The following is an 18,836-nucleotide window of genomic DNA, read 5'->3' as shown; positions in this document are numbered from 1 at the left end:
CCGTGGGGGAGGGGGCGGCCGGGGTCCCGGCCGCCCGGCCCGCTGCCGCCGCGCAGGCGCCCGCCACCGACTGGGAGTCCCGCGAGCGGGCCCCGGGGACCCCGCCCCGCGTCCTCGTGATCGGGGCCGGGCTCGCGGGGCTCGCGGCGGGCTCGTACGGGCGGATGAGCGGGCTGCGGACGCTCGTCCTGGAGAAGCACGTGCTCCCCGGCGGCTGCTGCACCGCGTGGTCGCGCGAGGGGTACGTCTTCGACTACTGCATCGAGTGGCTCATCGGCACCGCCGAGGGCAACGAGGCGCACCAGGTGTGGCGCGAACTCGGGGCGCTCGACGGGAAGTCGGTGACGAACTTCGAGCTGTTCAACAAGGTCGTCGGCAGGGACGGCCGCGAGGTCGTCTTCTGGAACGACCCGGACCGGCTCGAAGCGCACCTTTTGGAGCTGTCCCCGGCGGACGCCCCGCACATCCGGGCGTACTGCCGTGACCTGCGGCGCTTCCAGAAGATCGAGCTGTACCCCTTCCTCACCGCGCCCGCGCTGAAGACGCTCGGCGAGAAGCTGCGCACCCTGCGCACCGTCCTGCCCGCCTTCCGGCTCTTCTGGCGCAACGCCGCGACGCCGATGCACGCCTTCGCCGACAAGTTCCAGGACCCCCTGCTGCGGACCGCCTTCCGCAACATCTTCTTCCAGGACCCCGAGGGCTTCCCCGTCCTGCCGTACCTCTTCAACATGGCGAGCGCCTACCACGGCAACGCGGGCTTCCCGCAGGGCGGTTCGCTCGGGCTCGCCCGCTCGGTCGAGGAGCGGTACACGGGGCTCGGCGGGGAGATCCGCTACCGGGCCCGCGTGGAACGCGTCCTCGTCGAGGACGACCGCGCGATCGGCGTCGTACTGCGCGGCGGGAAGACGCTCTACGCCGAGCACGTCATCTCCGCCGCCGACGGCGACACCACGATCAAGGGCCTGCTCGGCGGCCGGTACACGGGCCCCAGGATCGACAAGCTGTACGAGGAACTGCTCGACCAGGAGGGGACGTTGTTCCCCGCCGTCGTCTCGGCCTTCGTCGGCATCGAGGGCGGCCTCCCGGAGGGCGACGCGCACAGTACGACGTACCTCCTCGACGAGGAGGACGCGGCGCGCCTCCCCGGCGGCCTCCAGTCCAGCATCGTCGTGCAGCTCCGCTCCCGCTACGCGGACGGCTTCGCGCCCGAGGGCAAGTCCGTCGTGCACTGCACGTACTTCAGCGACTACGGGTACTGGGCGGACCTCCGCGCGGAGGACCGCCGCGCCTACCGGGCCCGCAAGAGCGAAGTCGCCGCTTTCGTACGGGAGTTCCTTGAGCGGAAGTGGCCCGAGGTGGCCGGGCGCATCGAGCTGGTCGACGTCGCCTCGCCCGCGACGACACGCCGATACACCGGCAACCACAAGGGCTCGATCCTCGCCTGGAAGGCGTTCTCGGAGGCCGACGACATCTCCGCGAAGCTCGTCGGCAAGGACCGTATGCGCCTGCCGGGGCTCGCCGGATTCTCGATGGCGGGCCAGTGGGTCGGCATGGGCGGGCTCATCCGCGCCGCGTCGACCGGGCGCTTCGCCATCCAGTACCTGTGCGACGAACTCGGTCTCCCTTTCCGGGCGTTCGAGAGCGAGAACACCGAGCCCTGGCACCCCGGAAAGCTCGGCAGCCTTCCCCAACTGGACCGCTGGAACGAACGCGAGGAGCGGGGCCGATGACGACCGCGCACGAGGAAAGGCGGGCCGATGACGACCGCGCACGAGAAAGGGCGGGCCCGATGACGACCGCGTACGAAGAAGGGCGGGCCCGATGACGAGCCGCTCCACCGCCCACCCGGCCCAGCTCGCCGAGGAGGAGCAGCAACGCGCGCGGGCCGGGAACCGCCGCGAGACCGTGCTGATCATCGGTGCGGGCCTCGGCGGGCTCTCCACCGGTGTCTACGCGCAGCTGAACGGCTACCGGTCCCGCGTCCTGGAGATGCACGAGATCCCGGGCGGCTGCTGCACCGCCTGGGAGCGCGGGGACTACACCCTCGACGCCTGCGTGAGCTGGCTGCTCGGCAGCGGCCCCGGCAACGAGATGCACCAGATCTGGCTCGAACTCGGCGCCCTCCAGGGCAAGGAGGTCCGCCACTTCGACGTGTTCAACGTCGTCCGCGACACCGACGGCCGCGCGGTCTACTTCTACTCGGACCCCGACCGCCTCCAGGCCCACCTCACCGGGATCTCGCCCGCCGACGCCCGCCACATCAAGGGCTTCTGCGACAACCTCCGCTCCTTCCGCAAGGCCCTCGCCGTCTACCCCTTCCTCAAGCCGGTCGGGCTCATGGGCCGGGTCGAGCGGATGCGGATGCTCGCCGGGTTCCTGCCGTACTTCAACGCGGTCCGCAAGACGATCTCCGTCCTCATGCGGGACTACTCGGAGAAGTTCCAGAGCCCCCTGCTCCGACGGGCGTTCAACTACGTCCTCTACGAGCGCCACCCCAACTTCCCCGTTCTGCCGACCCACTTCCAGATGGCCTCGCACGCCAACCTCTCCGCGGGCGTCCCCGAGGGCGGCTCGCTGGGCCTCGCGCGCTCCATCGAGGAGCGGTACGCGCGGCTCGGCGGCGAGGTCTCGTACAACACGAAGGTCGAAGAGGTCCTGATCGAGGGGGACACGGCGGTCGGGGTGCGGCTGAGCGACGGCACCGAGCTGCGCGCGGACATCGTCGTCGCCGCGTGCGACGGGCCCACGACGATGCGCTCGCTGCTCAAGGGCCGCGACCTCGGCAAGGAGTACGAGCGCCTCTACACCGACACGATCGAGAAGCCCGGCATGGTCTTCCCCGGGTACGTGACGCTCTTCCTCGGCCTGAAACGGGAGTTCCCCGAGGCCGACCCCTGCACGACGTACCTGCTCGACGACGCCACCGCCGAGCGGCTCACCGGCATCCGGCACTCCAGCATCAACGTCCAGTTCCGCAACCGGCACTACCCCGAGCTGTCCCCGCCGGGCACGAGCGTCGTCTATGCCACGTACTTCTGCGACATCGCGCCCTGGCGCGCGCTCGACGACGGCCCCGAGCAGCGCACGCGCCGCAGGGGCGGCGAGGAACTGCACACGCTCCCCGTCAAGCACGGGCGCGGCTACTACGCGGCCAAGCACCAAGTGCGCGACACACTCGTGGAGTTCCTGGAGGAGCGCTTTCCGGGGCTGAGCGAGTCCATCGCCGTGCGGGACGTGTCGACGCCGCTCACACAGGTCCGCTACACGGGCAACTTCGACGGCACCGTGCTCGGCTGGCAGCCCTTCGTGGAGAGCGGCGAGACGCTGGAGGAGCTGATCAAGAAGTACGGCCCCGGTGTCCCCGGACTCGGGAACTTCTACCAGTCGGGGGTCTGGGCCACGACCGGCGGGCTCATCCGCGCGGCGGCGGCCGGGCGGCACGTCATGCAGTTCGTGTGCCGCGACGACGGCAAGGAGTTCACGGCCTCCGTGGACACGCACGGCCCGCTGCCGACGCACCGGGTCATCCCGGTGGGGCCGAGGGTGCCGGGCCCGGCGGCGCGGGCCGCGGGCGACGGGGCCGCGTCCGTACCCGTACCGCAGAAGCTCGTCCCGCAGAAGGAGGAATCCCGGTGAAGATCAGCAAGTGGGTCGTCCGCGAGCACGTCAAGGGCACCCCGGACGTCTCCCGCGTCTACGAGCGCGTGGACGAGGACATCGCCGTCGACCTCGCGCCGCACCAGATGCTCCTGCGCACGCGGTACGTCTCGGTCGACCCGTATCTCCAGGGCATCACGCTCGACACCCCGATCGGCGCGCACATGGGCGCCGACACGATCATGGAAGTGCTCGAAGCCGGGCCCGAAGCCCCTTTCCGCGAGGGTGAGTTGGTGCAGGGGTACGGAGGCTGGCGCTCGCACCTGGTGAGCGACGGGAAGCCCGAGCTGTGGGCGACCGGGACCTTCCCGATGGTCTTCCCCGCCTACCGGCGGCTGCGGCCCGAGTGGTACGACGAAGGGCTGCCGCTCTCGACGGCGCTCGGCGCGATGGGCGGGCCCGGGATGACCGCGTGGGGCACGCTCGGCAAGTTCCTCGACGTGCGCCCCGGTCAGACCCTCGTCATCAGCGGCGCCTCCGGCGCGGTCGGCGCCCTCGCCGGGCAGCTCGCGCGCCGCGCGGGCGCCCGCGTCGTCGGCACGACGTCGAGCCCCGTGAAACGCGACTACCTGCGCGGACTCGGCTTCGACGAGGTCATCCTCTACCGCCACGGCGACAGCCCCGAGTCGATCCGCGCCGCCCTGGAGGCCGCGGCCCCGGACGGCGTCGACCGCTACTTCGACAACCTCGGCGGCGCCGTCACGGACGCCGTCTTCTCGATGCTCACCGTGGACAGCCGCGTCGCGGTGTGCTGGCAGTGGGCCACGCAGGTGGGCGGCGAGGCGGTCGGGCCCCGCCTCTTCCCGTACATCATGTTCCCCCGCACCACGATCCGCGGGATCTTCTCCATCGAGTGGTTCACCGACGCCAACTGGCAGGCGCTGCACGAGGAACTGGGCGGCAGCATCCGGCGCGCCGAGGTCGTGAGCGACCAGACGGTGTACGAGGGCTTCGACGCGATCCCCCAGGCGTACCAGAGCCTCTACGGCGCGCGCGAGGCGAACCGGGGGAAGGTGCTGGTGGAGTTGTGAGCGGCGGGCCCGCCGGGGAGCGGGGGCCGCCCGGGGGCTCGCCCGCTCCCGCTCCCCCCGGCTCCCCTCCCGGAAGGTCCGTCGTGACCAGTACCCTCCCCGCCCCCCTGCCCCCGCTGCACCGCATCCCCAGCGCACCCTGCGCGGCCCCGCACCCGGTCGTCCTGCCCGACGGGGCGGCGGCGTGGCGCGTGAGCAGATACGCGGACGTCCGCGAAGTCCTCGGCGGAGGGGGCTTCACCCGGGCCGCGCTCTACGCCGAGGAGCACGACGACCGGCCGAGCGGCGGCGGCATCGTCGACGACCCCGAACTCCTCTTCAACCAGGACGGCCCCGAGCACCTGCGGCTGCGCCGCACGGTCGGCCGCGCCTTCACGCCGCGCGCGGTGGCCCGCTGGGAGCCGTGGATCACCGCGACGGTCGAGGAACTGCTCGACGGGCTCGTCCGGCACGAGGGCCCCCTCGACCTCGTCTCCGGACTCGCCCGGCCGCTCCCCGTCACCGTCATCACCCGGCTCCTGGGCCTCGAAGGGGACGCATGGGAGAAGATCGGCTACTGGAGCGACCTGGCCTTCACGGACGGCTCGCACTCGGCGGCCGAAGTCGAGTCCGGACTCGCCGACTTCACGAGCTTCGGCGGCGAACTCCTCGCGCTGCGGCGCAAGGAGCCCGGCGACGACCTCGTGAGCGGCATCGTGCGTGCCGCCGACGCCGAGGGCGGCATCCCGGAGTCCCAACTCGTGCGCCTCGTCTGCGGGATGGTCGTGGGCGGGCACGACAGCACCATGACGATGCTCGGCAACGTGCTCCTCTACCTCCTCGGCGAACGCCGCGATGCCTGGCCGCGCCTCACCGACGTCGACGCGGCGGGACTCGCCGCCGACCGGCTCCTCCACCTCGTCCCCCTCGGCGAGGACCCCGGCAGCCTGCGCCGCTGCGTCGCCGACACCGACCTCGGCGGCGTCCGCGTCCCGGCGGGCGCGATCGTCGTGGCCGACATCGTGGCGGCCAACCGCGACCCCGAGGTCTTCCCGCCCGCCGAGACCGACGACCTCTTCCGCGAACTCCCTGCCCCCACGCTCGCCTTCGGCGGCGGCCCGCACTACTGCATGGGCGCCTGGCTCGCCCGCCTCGAACTCCGCACCGCCCTGAACCGCCTCGCGACCCGCCTCCCCGAACTGCGACTCGTCCCGGGCGACGGGGGAGTGGAGTGGCGGCTCGGGACGACCTCGCGGGGGCCGAAGAGGCTGATGGCGGTGGGGTGAGGGGGGGGCTTGGCTCGTGGGTGGTGGCGGGGCGTGCTTGGGGCGGGGCCGGAGCGGGACTTGCTCCCGTGGGCCGGGATCGACGGTCACGCCGCTCGGGTGCGGCGTGGCAACGGCATGGCAACCGCGAGCCCGCCTCGCCCTGCCCCCGGCGGCAACCGCGAGCCCGGCTACCCGTGGCACGTGGGGTCGGCGGGTCGGCTCATGACGTGGGGCCGGTGGGTGCCGTGCGGGGGGTGACCTTCCGCTCGTGAGCTGCCCCGTTCGCCGGCGTACGGGCCTGCCGTGCGGGTGGGCCGCCGACGGTGCGGGGCCTGCCGCTCGCGCGATCCGGCCCGTACCGCCAGCCACGCCCCCGCCGCCGCCATCGGGGGGATCGCGTACCCCAGCCACGGGTGGGGGCCGTCCGCCAGGTGGCCCGCCGCTGTCGCTCCCGCCGAGGAGCCCGCGAGGATCGCGGTCACCGCCCAGCTCATCGCCTCCGTGAGGCGGTGCGCGGGGACGCGGACGTGCAGGGTGTTCATGGCGGTGATCATCACGGGGGCCGTCGCCGTGCCGATGAGGAGGAGCGCGGGGGCCAGGGGCCATGCCGCGTCCGTCGTCGCCGCGCACAGCGGCGGCAGCAGGAGCAGCGCCGCCATGAGGGCGAGGCAGCGGCCGAGGCGGAGTGGCCTTCCGTACGCGCCGAGAGCGAGCCCCGCGAGGCCCGAGCCCGCCGCCTGCACGCCGAGCAGCACCCCGGCGGCGCCCCCCGTGCCGCTCACCGTCGTCACCTCCAGGGACCCGAAGACGACGCCGGTGCCCGCGAAGCAGCGCAGCAGCGGCGCGAGCCCCCGCCACGGCAGCCGCCCCGCCGCGCTCCCCGCCCCGGGCGCGGGGCCCCGGCCCTCGCCCGCCGCGACGAAGGCGAGCGTCCCGCCGAGGAGCAGCCCCGCCGCCGTGAGCAGCCCGGCCGCCGGGGCGAAGGACGTCGCGAGCAGCACCGCGAGGACGGGCCCGAGGGTGAAGCAGAGTTCGTCGACGACCTGTTCCAGGGCGTTCGCCGCGCCGTTCAGCCGGGAGCCCCCCGGGGTCGGCCGGGCGCCCTCGGACGCGCGCAGCAGGCGGGCCCAGCGCGCCCGCGCCATCGCGCCCGTGTTCGGCGCGCAACCGAGGAGCGCGTACGTCGCGAAGTACGTCCACACCGGCGCCCCGTACCGCACGCACAGCACGAGCCCGAGCAGCCCGAGCGCCGCGAGCGCCGCCGCCCACGGCGCGACGCGCCGCTGTCCGTGCCGGTCCGTGAGCCGCGCCGTCCACGGCCCGGCGAGCGCCGTCGCGAGCAGCCCCGCCGCCGACACGGCGCCCGCGAGCCCGTACGAGCCGTGCGCCCGCGCCACGAGCAGCACCGTGCTCACGCCGCACATCGCCGAGGGGAGCCGCGCCACGGCGCCCGCGGCGGTGAAGAGGCGCGCGGAGGGGAGGGCGAGCAGGGCGCGGTAGGGGGCCCACGGCGAGGCGCCCCGGAAGAGGATCGGCATGTCCCCAGGCTCGGGGCGCGGACCGTCGCGGGTCCAACACCTCTTCCGCCCCGATTCACCGCCGCGCGTTGTCAATTGCGGCGCGTCAATGCGGACGCGCCAACCCGGGGCGCCGTCAAGGCGGGTGCCGTCAATGCGGGCGACGTCAACGCGGACGCGTGAATACGGGCACGCCAACGCGGACGCGTCACCGGCTAGGTTCACGGCGTGCCTCCCCAAGCCGATGTCCCGCCACGCCTGTTGCGCGCCTTCCTCGCCGTCGCCGACGAGCTGCACTTCACCCGCGCCGCCGCCCGCCTCTACCTCGCCCAGCAGGCGCTGAGCCGCGATGTGCGGCGCCTGGAGCGGGAGTTGGGCGCGCAGTTGTTCGTGCGTTCCACGCGCAGCGTCGTCCTCACGCCCGAGGGCGAACGCCTCGTCCCGCTCGCCCGCCGCCTCCTCGACGCGCACGACGCGCTCCGCGCCGCCTTCGCGACGCCGGGCCCGCTCCTCGTCGACGTCAACAGCCCCGGGCTGCTCGGCGAACGCGTCGTCGCGCACGCGCGCACCCTCGCGGCCCCCGGCGCCGAACTCGTCGTCCGGTACGAGAGCGGGCTCACGCACGCCGCCGCCGAGATCCACGCGGGGCGCCTCGACGCCTCCTTCGGCCGCTTCGCCGGACTGCCGCCCGCGCTCGCCGCCGGACTCGGCCACCAGCCCGTCGCCTACGAGCGCATGGGCATCGTTCTGCCCGCGGGCCACCCCCTGGCCGCACTGCCCGAGGTCCCCATGGCCGCGCTCGCGGGCGAGGAGGTCTACGCGGGCGCGGGCAACGCCCGTACGGCCGAATGGACCGCTCTGGCCGAGGAGTTGTTCGCCCCGTACGGCATCGCGCTCGCCCCGCCCGCGCCGCTCGTCGTCGGCGAGGCCGAGTTCGCGCGCGTCATGGCCGAGAAGCGGCGGCCCGTGCTCTCGGTGACCGGGCTGCCCGCGCTCGCGGGGAGCGTGCTGAGGCCGCTCGTCGAGCCCGTACCGCTCTCGCCCGTCTCGCTCGTGTGGCGCGCGGGGCGGCGGCATCCGGGGCTCGACGTGCTGCGCGAGGCCGCGACCGCCCTCGCGGGCGCCGAATCATGGCTTATTCGGCCACCTTTCGCATGGCTTCCGACCAAAGATGCACTCATCATGACGAGTCCTGCACAAGAGGCAGTTTGAGCCTGAGTCCACGCGTTACCTTGCTCTTCCGGGCGCGGTGGGACAAATGGGGGGCGCTCGGACCGGGTGGGGGCCCGGTCCGGTGAGGGGCGGCGCCCGGGTCGCCCGCGCACCCGTACCAGCTCAATGGGGGAAGTGCGCACATCGTGGAAACTTGGCGAGAAGACGTCAGCACGGGACGTAGTCACGAGCCGCAGGGCGTGACCGTCGATCTCGACAGCCTCGGCCGCCGGTCGGCCGACCTTCCGGCGCAGGACGGCACCGGCACCCGTCCCGGACCGGGCGGGGACGGCGCCGAAGGGCCCGTCTTCGTCGACGCGTCCGGGCGCCGCAGCCGCCGCTACCGCAGGCTCGGCCTCGGTCTCGGCCTGGCCTGCGGGGCCTACGCGGCCGTCATCTGCGCCACGCTCGTCTCGGGCAACTCGGACGCGCCCTGGCTGCCGCTGCCGCAACCGGCGGCGAAGGCACACGCGGACAAGGTCAAGCCCTCACCGCCGCCGAGCACGGGCGTCGAGAGCGCGACGGACGCGGGGGCGGGCGCCGACGCCGCCCCGCCCGTGCTCCCGGCCGCCCTCGTCCCCGGCCTCCCGGGCCGTACGGGACTGCCGGGCCTGCCCGGCACCCCCGGCATCCCGGACATCCCGAAGCTGCCCGGCGCGGGCACGGCCCCCGGCACCGGCAAGGCGCCGGGCAAGGGCGGCACGCCCGGCGCGGCCAAGCCGTCCCCGGGCGGCGGCGGTTCCTCACCGGGCGCGAAGCCGAGCGGCGGTACGGGCACGGGGCCGGGCACCGGCACCGGCTCGGGCGGCCCGAAGCCGGGCTCCGGCACGGGGAGCGGGCAGCCCGGTACGGGCCCCGGCGGCGCGGACCCGGGCCCCGGCACGGGGGCGGGCACGACGCCCGGCGGCGGCACGGGCAGCACCGATCCCGGTACGGGCCCCGGCGGCACGGACCCGGGCCCCGGCACGGGCACCGGCGGCACGGACCCCGGTACGGGGCCGGGCGGCGGCGAGACCCCCGGCGGGGGCGAGACCGGCGGCACCTCGCCCCAGACCGGCGGCGAGACCCCCCTCCCGGACCCGCCCGCACCGGGCGAGGGCCACGGCACCCCGCGCGAGGGCACGCCGGACCCGGCTGACCCGGGGGCTCCGGGGGGCGGGGCCGGCGGTGCCGACGGTGCTGCCGGTACCGGCGGTTCGGGCGACGTGGGTGCGCCGGGGCCGACGACGGGGCCGGGCCTCGTGCTCTTCGCGGCGGTCTGAGGGCGGTACGGCGAGGCGGTGCGGGACGGCCGGTCGGTCGCCCCGTGCGGTCGCCCCGCCCCTGCCCCGGTCGGCCGGGTCGCGTGATCGCTCAGGCCGCCCTGCCTGACTGCCCTGCCCCGATCTCCCTGCCCGATCTCCTCACCCGGTCTCCCCGCCCCCGATCTCCCCGCCCGGTCTCGCCTCCCGGTGTGCCCGCTCGGCCGCCCCGTCAGCCCCGCCCGGTGACGGCCGGAAGCGGCAGCCGAGGGCCGCCGCCGCGCCCTCCCCTGCCCGCTCACTCCCGTACCTCTCGTGAAAGACGTCCCCGCCTTCCGCGAAACCCTCCCCGAAAGGCCGCTCACCGTCATGGCCAACCGTTCCCGGCCACCCCGCCCCCGCACGGGCTCCACCCGCTCCGGCACCCGCTCCGGCACCCGCCCCGGCACCCGCCCCCGCACCGGCTCCGGTGCCCGCTCCCGCCCCGCTGCCCGCAGACGCCGCAGGCGCGGCCTCCCGCTCCGCTACCTCCTCCCCGTCCTCTTCCTCTGCGCGGTCGTCGCGATGCTCATGCTGCGCGGCTACGTGCACAGCGAGATCATGGCCGATCACCGCGTCCGGCCCGAGGCGGCGACCGACAAGGTGCCGGAGAAGATCCTCGACGGCGGCCCGGTCATCGACACGCGCGACGGCAAGGAGAAGTCGTTGCGGATACCGGACCACCGCATCGTCCTCACCTTCGACGACGGCCCCGACCCGACCTGGACGCCCCGCGTGCTCGACGTGCTCAAGCAGCACCACGCGCACGCCACCTTCTTCGTCACCGGCACGATGGCCTCCCGCTACCCCGCACTCGTGCGCCGCATGGTCGCCGAGGGGCACGAGGTCGGCCTGCACACCTTCAACCACCCCGACCTCTCCTACCAGTCGAAGACCCGCATCGACTGGGAGCTGTCGCAGAACCAGCTCGCGCTCGCGGGCGCCGCCGGGGTGCGGACCTCGCTCTTCCGGCCCCCGTACTCCTCCTTCGCCGACGCGATGGACGACAAGTCGTGGCCGGTCACCCAGTACATCGGCTCGCGCGGCTACTTGACCGTCGTCAACAACGACGACAGCGAGGACTGGCAGCGACCCGGGGTCGGGGCGATCATCGCCAACGCCACGCCGAAGAAGGAGGGTGAGGGCGCGGTCGTCCTCATGCACGACTCCGGCGGCAACCGCGCCCAGACCGTCGCGGCACTCGACCGCTACCTCCCCGAACTCCAGGGCAAGGGCTACACGTTCGCCAACCTCACCGAGGCGCTCGGCGCGCCCAGCGCGCTCGCCCCGGTGAGCGGCCCCGACCTGTGGAAGGGCCGCGCCTGGGTGTGGCTCGTGGCCGCGTCGGACAGCGTCACCGGCGTCCTCGTCGCGGGCCTCGCCGTCACGGGCAGCCTCGTCATCGCCCGTTTCGGCCTCATGCTGCTCCTCTCCTTCGCGCACGCGCGCCGCACCCGCCGCCGCGGCTTCGCGTGGGGCGTGCCGGTCACCGAGCCGGTGACGGTGCTCGTGCCCGCGTACAACGAGGCCAAGTGCATCACCGCGACGGTGACGTCCCTGACCCGCAGCGCGCACCCCGTCGAGATCATCGTGATCGACGACGGCTCGACCGACGACACGGCGGGCATCGTGGAGCGCCTCGGCCTTCCGGGCGTCCGTGTCGTGCGGCAGGAGAACGCGGGCAAGCCGGCGGCGCTCAACAGGGGCATCGCGCACGCCTCGCACGACATCATCGTGATGATGGACGGCGACACCGTCTTCGAGGCCGCGACCGTCCGCGAGCTGGTGCAGCCCTTCGGTGATCCGCGCGTGGGCGCCGTCGCGGGCAACGCCAAGGTGGGGAACCGGGATTCGCTCATCGGGGCGTGGCAGCACATCGAGTACGTCATGGGCTTCAACCTCGACCGCCGCATGTACGACATGCTGCGCTGCATGCCGACGATCCCCGGAGCGGTCGGCGCCTTCCGCCGCGACGCGCTCACCCGCGTCGGCGGCATGAGCGAGGACACCCTCGCCGAGGACACCGACATCACGATGGCGATCCACCGCGACGGCTGGCACGTCGTCTACGCCGAGAAGGCCCGCGCCTGGACCGAGGCCCCGGAATCCGTCGCGCAGTTGTGGTCCCAGCGCTACCGCTGGAGCTACGGCACGATGCAGGCCATCTGGAAGCACCGGCACGCCTTCCTCGAACGCGGTCCCTCCGGCCGTTTCGGCCGCGTGGGCCTCCCGCTCGTCTCGCTCTTCATGGTCCTGGCCCCGCTGCTGGCCCCGCTCATCGACGTGTTCCTGTTGTACGGCCTCGTGTTCGGGCCCACGCAGAAGACGCTCCTCGCCTGGCTCGGCGTCCTCGCGATCCAGGCCGTGTGCGCCGCGTACGCCTTCCGGCTCGACAAGGAGCCCATGACGCACCTCGTCTCGCTGCCGCTCCAGCAGATCCTGTACCGCCAGCTCATGTACGTGGTCCTCCTCCAGTCCTGGATCACCGCGCTCACGGGAGGCCGCCTGCGCTGGCAGAAGCTCCGCAGGACCGGCGTGCTCGACGCGGGCGGAACCCCGCGCGGCAAGGATCTGGCCGAGCTGACCGGCGAAGTGCGCCTCGTGGACGAGGCGTTCGGCGGAAACGGGAACGAGAGCGAGCGGAGGCCGGTGGCATGAGCGGGACCGACAGCAAGCCGTACGAGGACGAGAGCGCCACACGGCCCGTGCCGACGGCGGGCGGCGGACCCGTCACGACGGCGGGCGGCGAGTCCGTGGCGGTGAGGGGCGGCGAGTCCGTGGCGGTGGAGTCCTTGGCGGTGGCGGGTGGCGAGCCCGGCACCGTGCGCCTGCCCGTCCAGGAGCCCCGCGCCGCGCGCGGCGAGGCACCCAAGTCGCCCCCCGGCAGGGACCGTTACCTCGACCTCCTCCGCTCCGTCGCCCTCGTCCGCGTCGTCTTCTACCACGTCTTCGGCTGGGCCTGGCTCAGCGTCGTGTTTCCCTCCATGGGCGTGATGTTCGCGCTCGCGGGCTCGCTCATGGCGCGTTCGCTCGCGCGGCCCGCCGTGTCCGTGATCCGTGGCCGGCTGCGCCGACTGCTGCCCCCGCTGTGGCTCTTCGCCGCCCTGCTCGTCCCCGCGATGCTGTACGCGGGCTGGCGCGCGCCGCGCGGCGAGGGCTTCGGCTGGTGGCTGCGCCTGGCCACGTACCTCGTCCCGCTCGGCGCGCCCCCGTACCCCGAAAGCCTCGGCTCGACGGGTGGCTGGCTCGAACAGGGCTGGGCGGACGAGGCGGCGGGGCCGCTGTGGTACCTGCGCGCCTACCTGTGGTTCGTCGTCGCCTCGCCGCTCCTCCTCAAGGCCCTGCGCCGCGCCCCCTGGCCGGTCTTCCTCGCCCCCGTCGCGCTGACCGCCGTGATCGGTACGGGAGTTGTCACGATCCCCGGCGAGACGGGCCTGGCGCTCGTCGACTTCGCGCAGTTCGGGAGCTGCTGGGTGCTCGGGATGGCGTACCAGGAGGGCCTGCTGCGGAAGGTGCCGCGCTATCTCGCCGTCTCGCTCTCCGGTTTCCTCATGGCCTTCGGCCTGTGGTGGGCGCTCGGCCACGCGGGGGACGACGGCATCGACCTCAACGACATCCCGCTCGCGCAGGCCACGTGGTCCCTCGGCTTCACGGTGATCCTCTTCCAGTACGCCCCGTCCTGGAAGACCCTCCCCGGCCGCCTCGCCCGCCTCGACCGCTTCGTCACCCTGACCAACAACCGCGCGGTCACGATCTACCTGTGGCACAACCTGCTCATCCTCGCCACCGTCCCGGTCATCGACCTCCTGTGGCGCCTCCCCGCGTCCGACGGCGCCTTCGGCACCTTCCTTGGCGACTCCTACGCGTGGTGGATGTTCGTAGTGGTGTGGCCGCTGCTGGCACTGGCGATCGTGCTCGTCGGCTGGGTCGAGGACGTGGCGGCGAAGCGGCGGCCGAGGCTGTGGCCGGACGGGGGAGGAAGCGGGAAGAACCGCCCCCGTCGCGCGTAGGAGCCCCGGCGCCCGCCCCGCCGTTCCTCGCCCGTCCGATCGGCCCCCGGCCCGCCGCCTCGTATACCACCGCCGCCCTTCGCCGCGTCCCGTAACGCCCGCGACATACGCTGTGAACAGTCGCGACACCTGCGCTTGGCAGGCTGACGCGCTCCCCGGCGGCGGGCCGGGGGCGGACCGGACGGGCGAGGAACGGCGGCATGGGGAGCAGCGGTACGGGGCAGGCGGGCGCCGAGCGGGAGGTGGGCGCCGAGCGGGAGGAAGGCGCCGAGCGGGAGGCGGGGCCGCTGAGCGGGTTCACCGTCGCCGTGACCGCCGACCGCCGCGCCGAGGATCTGCTCGCCCTGCTCCGCCGTCGCGGCGCCCGCGTTCTTCACGGCCCCGCGATGCGGACGGTCCCGCTGGAGGACGACGCGGAACTGCGCGCCGTCACCGAGGAACTGCTCGCGCACCCGCCCCACCTCGTCATCGGCACCACCGCGGTGGGGCTGCGCGGCTGGTTCGCGGCGGCCGAGGGCTGGGGACTGGGGGCGGAGCTGAGCGACGTCCTGCGCGGGGCGCGGCTGCTGGCGCGCGGGCCCAAGGTGAAGGGCGCCCTGCGGGGTGCCGGGCTCACCGAGGAGTGGTCGCCCGCGTCCGAGTCGATGGCCGAAGTACTGGACCACCTGCGGACGTTCGAGCTGCGCGGCGCGCGCGTCGCGGTCCAGCTCCACGGCGACCCGCTGCACGCGTTCCGTACCGCCCTCGCCGAGGCGGGCGCCGACGTCCTCGCCGTCCCCGTCTACCGCTGGCTGCCGCCCGAGGACACCGCCCCGCTCGACCGCCTCACCGACGCGGTCCTCGCGGGCACCGTCGACGCCCTCCCCTTCACGAGCGCCCCTGCGGCGCTCGCCCTCCTCGACCGTGCGGAGACGCGCGGCCTGCGGGACCAACTCCTCGCCGCACTCAGGGAATCCGTCCTCGTCGCCTGCGTCGGCCCCGTCACGGCCGCCCCGCTCCAGGCCCTGGGCATCCCCACCGTGGCCCCCGAGCGCTTCCGCCTCGCCCCCCTCGTCGACCTCCTGTGTCGCGAACTCCCCTCCCGGGCCCGGGAGGTGCGGATCAACGGCCACCTCCTCACTGTGCGAGGCGACGTGGTGCTCGTCGACGGCGAGCCCCGCTCCCTCCCGCCCGCGAGCGCCGCCCTCCTGCGCCGCCTCGCCGACCACCCGGGCCGCGTCGTCCCCCGCGCCGAACTCCTCCGCGCCCTCCCCGGAACGGGCACCGACGCGCACGCCGTCGACGCCGCGATCAGCCGTCTGCGCACGGCCCTCGCCACTCCCGGCCTCGTCCAGACCGTCGTGAAACGCGGCTACCGCCTGGCGATCGAGCCGTAGAGGCACACCCCTCCCCGGCGCCGCGCCCCGCACGGACGAGGCGGTGCGCGGTGCGCGGGTGTGCGGTGCGCGGACGCTCCGTCCCGGACAGCGCGGCCCGGACCGGACGCACCCCCACCCCGTACACCCCCGCCCCCTTCCCGTACGCCCCCGCCCCCGGCACCCTGGTGTCGCGCACCCCCGACCCCCGCTGGCCCCCACCCCCTCGGCGGTGAGACGAACATGTCGCTGCTCCCCGTGGCCCCCGCGCCGTTCCGGTACGACGCCGGACGGCCCTGTCTGGATCTGCTCGCGACCGGGCACCCGGTCGAACGGCTCGTGACGGGTGAGGACGTGGTCGGCTGGTGCGTGGGCGCGGGGCTGATCCCGGCGCGCGGGCCGCTGCCGCTGCCGCAGCCGCACTGGCCGGCGGCGGTACGGGAGGTACGGGGCCATCTCGGCCGCCTCGTCGACGGGAGCCTCGGCGGCCGGCGCGCGCCGCAGGCGCTCGACCGCCTCAACGCCCTGGCGCTCGCCGCGCCGCCCGTCCCGCAGGCCGCCCGCGCCCACGACGGCCGCCTCGTCGCCGGGCTTCACTCGGCACCCACCCTCTCCGCGCTCCTCTCCCTCCTCGCCCGCGACACCCTCACCCTGCTCACCGACCCCGGCCGCACGGCGCTCCTGCGGCGGTGCGAGGGCGAGGGGTGCCCGCTGATCTACCTGGACACCTCCCGCGGCCAGCGGCGCCGCTGGTGCTCCAGTGAGGTCTGCGGCAACAGGGAGCGCGTGGCCCGCCACCGTCGGCGCACCGCCACGGGGGCTCCGCCCCCGAACCCCCGCTCCTCAATCGCCGGAGGGGCTTGATCTTCCGCCCCGCCCTCACCCGCCCTTCCGCCCCGCCTTCACCCGCCCTTCCGCCCCGCACCCACCCGCCCTTCCGCCCCGCACCCACCCGCCCTTCCGCCCCGCACCCATCCAGCCCCTCCGGCGATTGAGGAGCGGGGTGTGGGGCGGAGCCCCGCAAAGGCGCCCCCGCACAGAGGCGCCCCCCGGCGTAAACGCGCCCCCCGGCGGAAAGGCGAGCCCCCTCCCGCCCCCCGACCGGGTTGCCGTACGGTGGACGGCTGCTCAGCACCATCTGAAGGGGGCCTCGGTGGCCGATACACGCGACCACGAGATCAGCGTCGAACAACAGCATCTTGACCGCGCCTACCGCCGTCTCCTGGAGAAGATCGACGAGGCCGAGTTCCTGATGCGCGACGCGGCCAAGCTCGGTCACGTCGGCACCCCCGGCGCCCTCGCGGAGCGCGACGCGCAGGTCCACCGGGCCGGCGTCCACCTCAACCGGCTCAACAACGAGTTCGAGGACTTCGTCTTCGGCCGCATCGACCTCCTCGCGGGCAAGGACGGCAAGAAGGGCCCGGACGGCGCCTACACCGCCGTCGAGGTCGCCGAGAACGCCATCGGCCCCGACAACACGGCCGACATCGCGGAGACACTGCACATCGGCCGCATCGGCGTGCTGGACACCGACTACAGCCCACTCGTCATCGACTGGCGCGCCCCCGCCGCCGCTCCCTTCTACCGCTCCACGCCCGTCGCCCCGGGCCGGGTCGTGCGCCGCCGCGTCATCCGCTCGAAGGGCCGCCGCGTCCTCGGCGTCGAGGACGACCTCATGCGCCCCGAGCTGACGGCGTTCCTCGGCGGCGCGCCGCTCCCGGCCGTGGGCGACGGCGCGCTCATGGCCGCGCTCGGCCGCTCGCGCGGGCACGCGATGCACGACATCGTCGCCTCGATCCAGGCCGAGCAGGACCTGGTCATCCGCGCCCCCGCCGCCTCCGTGACCCTCGTCGAGGGCGGCCCCGGCACCGGCAAGACGGCGGTGGCGCTGCACCGCGCCGCGTACCTCCTCTACCAGGACCGCAGGCGCTACGCGGGCGGCATCCTCATCGTCTCGCCGACGCCGCTCCTCGTCGCGTACACGGAAGGTGTCCTGCCCTCGCTCGGCGAGGAGGGCCAGGTCGCGATCCGCGCGCTCGGCGACCTGGCCGACGACGCGGCGGGCCCCGGTGGCGCGAGCGCGTACGACCCCCCGGCGGTCGCGCGCGTGAAGGGCAGCGCCCGCATGGGCGGCGTCCTGCGGCGCGCGGCGCGAGGAGCGCTCGAACTGCCGGTGGCCGGTGCCTTCCCCGGTACGGATCAGAGCGAGGCGAACGGACAGCTCGCGCTCGCCGCCCCGGGCCACACCACCGCGCCCCCGGAGCGTCTGCGCGTCGTCGCCTTCGGTCGCCGTGTCGAACTCGGCCCGGAGGTGCTCAAGTCCGTCCGTCGCACGGCCCTTTCGGGCAGCGGCCCGATCAACTACCTCCGCCCGCGCGCCCGTCGTCTTCTTCTGGATGCCCTGTGGGAGCGCTCCGGGGGCGCGGACCGCCACAACGACCCGGAGCTGGCGGCCGAGTTGCGATCGGCCTTCGACGAGGACATCACGTCGGAGGACTCGTTCACGGAGTTCCTGGACGCGTGGTGGCCCGAGCTGAAGCCCCGCCGCGTGCTCGCCGCGATGGCCTCGGAGCGACGGCTCGGGCGCTGGTCGCGCAGGGTGCTCGACCAGGGCGAAGTGCGGCGCGTGGCACGGTCGTTGCGGCGTCTCGACCCGGAGACGGGCGCGGGCCCGCTCTCGGTGCACGACGTGGCGCTGCTCGACGAACTGCACGCCGTGCTCGGCGCCCCGGCACGCCCCAAGCGCCCGCGCGCGTACGACGCGCTCGCCGAACTGACCGGCGTGGAGGAGCTGATGCCGCAGCGCGAGGAGAGCCGCCGCGAGCGCGCCGAACGCCTCGCGTCCGAGCGCACGGAGTACGCGCACGTCATCGTCGACGAGGCGCAGGACCTCACGCCGATGCAGTGGCGCATGGTCGGCCGCAGGGGCCGTCACGCGACCTGGACCGTGGTCGGCGACCCGGCGCAGTCCTCGTGGCCGGACCCGGAGGAGGCCGCCGCCGCGCGCGACGAAGCCCTCGGCACGCGCCCGCGCCGCCGCTTCACGCTCACGGTCAACTACCGCAACCCGGCGGAGGTCGCGGCCGTCGCCAACCAGGTCCTGGCCCTCGCGATGCCCGGCACCGAGCCCCCGCGCGCGGTCCGCTCCACGGGCCTCGCCCCGCGCTACGTCGTCGCGGCGGACCACGGCGGCCTCGCGGCCACGGTCCGCGCCGAGACGGAACGCCTGCTCGGCGAGGTGGAGGGCACGATCGGCGTCGTCGTGGCGATGAACCGCCGTGGCGAAGCGGCGCGTTGGCTGGTCGGCCTGGGCCCGCGCGTCGTCGCCCTCGGCAGCCTGGAGGCGAAGGGCCTGGAGTACGACGCGACGCTGGTCGCCGCCCCGGCGGAGATCGCCGAGGAATCGGTCGTCGGCCTCCGCGTCCTGTACGTGGCCCTGACCCGCGCGACGCAACGCCTCACGGTCGTGGCGGGCGACCGCGACGCCCCGGACGAGACCGGAGTCCCCGACCTGCTGCGGGACTGAG

At 74.5% G+C, this 18,836-nt stretch carries 12 protein-coding genes; 11 read left to right on the top strand and 1 reads right to left on the bottom strand.

Annotated features, from left to right (window positions below; genetic code table 11):
* The first annotated feature begins 2 nt into the window (after positions 1-2).
* From STTU_RS11480 to STTU_RS11465, 4 genes are all read left to right on the top strand, one after another.
* Positions 3-1,730, top strand: a complete 1,728-nt coding sequence (locus tag STTU_RS11480; protein ID WP_043257316.1) for a phytoene desaturase family protein — start codon at positions 3-5, stop codon at positions 1,728-1,730.
* Positions 1,731-1,905: 175 nt separating this feature from the next.
* Positions 1,906-3,636 (top strand): phytoene desaturase family protein, encoded by a 1,731-nt coding sequence (locus STTU_RS11475; RefSeq protein WP_095683900.1) that lies wholly within the window; start codon positions 1,906-1,908, stop codon positions 3,634-3,636.
* Positions 3,633-4,688: an MDR family NADP-dependent oxidoreductase gene (locus STTU_RS11470; RefSeq protein WP_043254881.1), complete on the top strand. Its 1,056-nt coding sequence runs from the start codon at positions 3,633-3,635 to the stop codon at positions 4,686-4,688. The genes STTU_RS11475 and STTU_RS11470 overlap by 4 nt, the downstream gene beginning before the upstream one ends.
* An 83-nt stretch (positions 4,689-4,771) precedes the next feature.
* Positions 4,772-5,953 carry a cytochrome P450 gene (locus tag STTU_RS11465; RefSeq protein ID WP_007822898.1) on the top strand — a complete coding sequence of 394 codons (1,182 nt, stop codon included), beginning with the start codon at positions 4,772-4,774 and terminating at the stop codon, positions 5,951-5,953.
* A gap of 170 nt (positions 5,954-6,123) precedes the next feature.
* Here the strand turns inward: STTU_RS11465 and STTU_RS11460 are convergent, their stop codons facing one another.
* Entirely contained in the window at positions 6,124-7,473 is a 1,350-nt protein-coding gene (locus tag STTU_RS11460) for a hypothetical protein (protein WP_007822897.1), read from the bottom strand.
* A gap of 240 nt (positions 7,474-7,713) precedes the next feature.
* Between STTU_RS11460 and STTU_RS11455 the strand changes: the two genes are divergently transcribed.
* From STTU_RS11455 to STTU_RS11425, 7 genes are all read left to right on the top strand, one after another.
* Entirely contained in the window at positions 7,714-8,664 is a 951-nt protein-coding gene (locus tag STTU_RS11455; RefSeq protein ID WP_007822896.1) for a LysR family transcriptional regulator, read from the top strand.
* 200 nt (positions 8,665-8,864) lie between these two features.
* Positions 8,865-9,926, top strand: a complete 1,062-nt coding sequence (locus tag STTU_RS36050; RefSeq protein WP_106432128.1) for a translation initiation factor IF-2 — start codon at positions 8,865-8,867, stop codon at positions 9,924-9,926.
* A 348-nt stretch (positions 9,927-10,274) separates the two neighbouring features.
* Complete coding sequence (locus STTU_RS11445; protein ID WP_043257315.1) at positions 10,275-12,602, top strand: polysaccharide deacetylase family protein; 2,328 nt, start codon at positions 10,275-10,277, stop codon at positions 12,600-12,602.
* On the top strand, positions 12,599-13,954 hold the full coding sequence (locus STTU_RS11440; protein WP_043254879.1) for an acyltransferase family protein: 1,356 nt from the start codon (positions 12,599-12,601) through the stop codon (positions 13,952-13,954). Before STTU_RS11445 ends, STTU_RS11440 begins: the two co-directional genes overlap by 4 nt.
* Positions 13,955-14,154: 200 nt before the next feature.
* Positions 14,155-15,330, top strand: a complete 1,176-nt coding sequence (locus tag STTU_RS11435) for a uroporphyrinogen-III synthase (RefSeq protein ID WP_007822891.1) — start codon at positions 14,155-14,157, stop codon at positions 15,328-15,330.
* 222 nt (positions 15,331-15,552) lie between these two features.
* The gene (locus STTU_RS11430; RefSeq protein ID WP_007822890.1) at positions 15,553-16,173 is read left to right on the top strand and encodes a CGNR zinc finger domain-containing protein; all 621 of its coding nucleotides are present in this window, start codon (positions 15,553-15,555) and stop codon (positions 16,171-16,173) included.
* A 289-nt stretch (positions 16,174-16,462) separates the two neighbouring features.
* Positions 16,463-18,835: a HelD family protein gene (locus STTU_RS11425; RefSeq protein ID WP_007822889.1), complete on the top strand. Its 2,373-nt coding sequence runs from the start codon at positions 16,463-16,465 to the stop codon at positions 18,833-18,835.
* Position 18,836 lies beyond the last annotated feature (1 nt).

The organism is Streptomyces sp. Tu6071, assembly GCF_000213055.1.
GTDB classification, from domain to species: Bacteria; Actinomycetota; Actinomycetes; order Streptomycetales; family Streptomycetaceae; genus Streptomyces; species Streptomyces evansiae.
Note: the sequence above shows the minus strand (reverse complement) of the source record. Positions and strands in the feature narration are given on the sequence as shown.

Coding starts and splice junctions, on each gene's coding strand:
- STTU_RS11460 (WP_007822897.1), bottom strand. CDS start 7,473: ATGCCGATCCTCTTCCGGGGCGCCTCGCCGTGGGCCCCCTACCGCGCC.
- STTU_RS11445 (WP_043257315.1), top strand. CDS start 10,275: ATGGCCAACCGTTCCCGGCCACCCCGCCCCCGCACGGGCTCCACCCGC.
- STTU_RS11440 (WP_043254879.1), top strand. CDS start 12,599: ATGAGCGGGACCGACAGCAAGCCGTACGAGGACGAGAGCGCCACACGG.
- STTU_RS11435 (WP_007822891.1), top strand. CDS start 14,155: ATGGGGAGCAGCGGTACGGGGCAGGCGGGCGCCGAGCGGGAGGTGGGC.
- STTU_RS11430 (WP_007822890.1), top strand. CDS start 15,553: ATGTCGCTGCTCCCCGTGGCCCCCGCGCCGTTCCGGTACGACGCCGGA.